The organism is Trebonia sp. (assembly GCF_049794275.1).
Taxonomy (GTDB): domain Bacteria; phylum Actinomycetota; class Actinomycetes; order Streptosporangiales; family Streptosporangiaceae; genus Trebonia.
In genome coordinates this window covers 1-3,697 of sequence record NZ_JBARCR010001306.1, presented here as the reverse complement: position 1 = coordinate 3,697, position 3,697 = coordinate 1, and the positions used below count along the sequence as shown (strand labels likewise).

Annotated in this window: 3 protein-coding genes; all 3 read right to left on the bottom strand. The window is 66.8% G+C overall.

All coding sequences use genetic code 11. The annotated features are described in order from the left end of the window. Window positions 1–2,700 (bottom strand): LAGLIDADG family homing endonuclease (locus WA805_RS31625; protein ID WP_425244178.1); only part of this gene is annotated, 2,700 nt, incomplete at its 3' end. Further along, window positions 2,697–3,188 carry a transcriptional regulator NrdR gene (gene nrdR, locus WA805_RS31620; RefSeq protein WP_422271188.1) on the bottom strand — a complete coding sequence of 164 codons (492 nt, stop codon included), beginning with the start codon at window positions 3,186–3,188 and terminating at the stop codon, window positions 2,697–2,699. The genes WA805_RS31625 and nrdR, both read right to left, overlap by 4 nt. Window positions 3,189–3,343: 155 nt before the next feature. Beyond that, a partial coding sequence (locus WA805_RS31615) for a LysM peptidoglycan-binding domain-containing protein (RefSeq protein WP_425244177.1) occupies window positions 3,344–3,697 on the bottom strand: 354 nt, incomplete at its 5' end.

Here is a 3,697-nt window from a genome sequence, read left to right as displayed (position 1 = left end):
GGCCTGGGCGTTCCGGTAGCCGTTGGCCTCGCCGAGGGTGAGGCACTGCTGCCAGGTCTTGTTCGCCAGGTCCAGGATGACCTCGTCGAACGCGGCCGCCGGGCGGACGCTCGCGCTGGCTTCCGCGTGCTTGCGCATGACCCGCTTGTGCGCGGCGGCGTTCTTCGCGTACCCCTCGTAGGGGCCGACGATGCCCGCCAGCTCGGCCGACTTCTTGTAGGCGGATGCGGTCATGAGCGAGGTGATCGCGGCTGCGATCGCGCGACCGCCGTCGGAATCGTAGGCGTGCCCGGTCGCCATGAGCAGCGCCCCGAGGTTGGCGTAGCCGATGCCGAGCTGACGGTAGTCCCTGGTGATCTGGCCGATCTTCTCCGTCGGGAAGTCCGCGAACGTGATCGAGATGTCCATCGCGGTGATGATCAGCTCGCTGACCTGAGCGAACCGCTCGACATCGAAGGTGTCGTCGGGGAGGAGGAACTTGAGCAGGTTAATGCTGGCGAGGTTGCAGGAGGAGTTGTCGAGGCTGAGGTACTCGGAACAGGGGTTGCTGGCGGTGATCCGGCCCGACTCCGGGTTCGTGTGCCAGTCATTGATCGTGTCGTCGTACTGCAGCCCCGGGTCGGCGCATTCCCAGGCCGCCTGGGCAATCTTGCGGAACAGGTTTTTCGCGTCAACCGTCTCGATGACCTCGCCGGTGCGGCGGGCGAGCAGGTCGAACGGCTTGCCGTCGGTCACCGCGTGCATGAACTCATCGCTGACGCGGACCGAGTTGTTGGCGTTCTGGTACTGGACGCTGACGATGTCCTGGCCGCCGAGGTCCATGTCGAAGCCCGCGTCGCGCAGCACGCGGACCTTCTCTTCCTCGCGGGCCTTGGTCTCGATGAATTCGGCGATGTCGGGGTGGTCGACGTCGAGCACGACCATCTTCGCCGCGCGCCGGGTCGCGCCGCCGGACTTGATCGTGCCGGCGCTGGCGTCGGCGCCGCGCATGAAGCTGACCGGGCCGCTCGCGGTGCCGCCGGAGCTGAGCAGCTCCTTGCTCGACCTGATGCGGGACAAGTTAACGCCGGCGCCTGAACCGCCCTTGAAGATGAGGCCCTCTTCCCGGTACCAGTCGAGAATCGCGTCCATCGTGTCATCGACGGCAAGGATGAAACAGTTGTGCACGCGCAGGTTGCCTGACAGGTACTCGCCGCTCTCGGTCTGGATGTCGTAGACCTCCATGTCCCCGAGCTGCTCGATCCTTTCGACCTGAAGGCGCTTGGTCTCACGAGCGGCGAGCCCTGGCTTGTCGAAGCTGTGTTCCAGCTTCTCCGCCTTGACCGGGTCGATGAAACCGATGGCGTCGGCGAAAAGGCGCCTGTCACCGGCTGACTGGACGCGCAATGTCCAGCAGCCGTGCCGGTCCTGGCGCGCGTCAGCCTTGAAGCCGACTCGGGCGTAGATGCCGAATCGCAACAGGAGCTGCTGCATCCCCCTGATGAGCTGCTCGGAGATCATGTCGACTTCCACGACGGTGGACGCCTGGCGTGCCGACACGAATCCCTCAGCCTGGAAGACGCTCCGCAGGTACGCGGCGACGACGGGAAGCGGCGCGGTGAACAGGCGAGCGGGCACCTCCATCTCCGTGCCCCGCTTCCGCAGGTCCCAGCGGTCGGTGAACTCCCGGAGGAACTCCCCGTAGAGCCGTGTCCGCCGGCAGTCAAGCCGGGTGTCCTGGGTCTCGACGCTGCGCTCATGCCGGTGCACGCCAGGGAAGACCTGGTTCAGGGCGTCGGTGACCCAGTCGAGTTCGGCGTCGGTGACGGTCATGGCCTCGATCGTCAGCGACCGGTTCGTGCCCGCGTACTGGCCCACGAACCCGTCCGACTGCAGCCAGCCAGCGAGTGCCGCCTCGGCGACCTCGTAGCCGCTGATCTCCTTTTCACCGTGGCTGTCGCGACGGTGCCAGAGCAGCGTGTCGCCCGGCTTGAGACTCCCGGCAGGGACAAAGCTGCCGGTCCCCTCGCCAGAAGATCGCCAGACCAGGTGGTCGGCCGTGACGTCGAGCGCGTAGCCGGCCTTTGTGTGCACTCGGAGCACCGGCTTAACGCCGTTCGCCTTGGTGGCGACGATCCGGGTGAGTCCGTCGGCGTCGTAGACCTTGGCACCGACTGCGCCGTCTTCGACAAGCTTGCCGATCGGGATCAGCCCGGCGGGAGTGCTGACCAGAGCCCCGTAAGGCTGGCACGCGCTGACCTGCTGCGGGGAGGCGGTGCCGACGTTGAACCAGACGGGTGAGTTAAAGGCGAAGATCTGGTGGATCAAGGCGTACTTGAGCTCGTGGTCGAAGATCTCCGCGTCCTCGTCGGAGGCGAAGTAGCCCTGCTGCCTGCCGGTGGCCGTGTAGACGTCGGTCACCCGGTCGACGAGCTGCTTCAGCGACCACTCGCGCTGCGTCGTGCCCACCGCGCCGCGGAAGTACTTGGTGGTCACGATGTTGGCGGCGTTGACCGACCAGGAGTCGGGGAACTCGACCCCGTGCTGCTCGAAGTTGACCGAGCCGTCCCGCCAGTTGGTCATCACGACATCGCGGCGCTCCCACGTGACCTGGTCGTACGGGTGCACGCCCGGCGTGGTGTGGATGCGGCGGACCTTCAGGCCGCCCTGGCTCTTGCGCCTGCCCTTGCGCACAGCCGAACCGCTCACCGTTTCCGTCATGACTGCCTTGCCCCCTTCTCAGCGTCCTTCGTTACGTCGTCTTGGTACCGACCGCGCAGCGCGGTGATTTCCTTCTCGAAGTCGTCGAGCGACTCGAATCCCCGGTAGACCGAGGCGAACCTGAGGTAGGCGACCTCGTCGAGGTCGCGAAGCGGCCCGAGGATCGCCAGCCCCACCTCGTGGGACGGCACCTCCGCCAGGCCGCGCGCCCTGATCGTCTCCTCAACCCGCTGGGCGAGCATCGCGAGATGGTCTTCGTCGACCGGCCTGCCCTGGCAGGCGCGCTGCACGCCCCGGACGATCTTGTCCCTGGTGAACGGCTCGGTCACCCCGCTGCGCTTGGCCACCATCAAGATGACCGACTCCTGCGTGGTGAACCGCCGCCCGCATTCCGGGCAGGACCTGCGGCGGCGGATCGCGGTGCCGTCTTCGGAGGCCCGGCTGTCGATAACCCGGCTATCGGGGTGGCGGCAGAACGGACAGTACACGCGATCACCTCCCGATGCCGGCGCTTATCCCCATGATATCCACAACTTGTGGATGAACCACATCTGTGTAACTACTAGATGTTGTGGTCAAAGGTAAACCCGACCGCAGCCGCTAGGCAAGCGGTGACGACCGTCGAAACAGAAAAACTTCGGGCTCAGTCGCGGGGCATCCAGAGGACCTGGCCGGGCTGTACCTGGTCGGTGCTCATCGAGTTCAGCTGCAGGATCTCCTGGATGACCTGCCGGGTGTCCGCGTTCGGGTCGTACGCCTCGGCCAGCGTCCACAGGCTCTGTCCCGGCCGGACCTCGACCTTGGTGATCGCCGCCCCCGCCGCCCCCGCCGTCCCTGGCCGGGCCTGGGCCCCGGAATGCCCGATCGCCTGGGCCGCGCCCGCGAGAGCCACGGATCCGGCGGCGACCAGGAGGACGGCCATCCCTGTGACGACAAGCCGGCCGCGCCGGGTGAGCCTAACCGGGGTAAGCGCCGGACCCTGAGCGGCGCTCCGAGC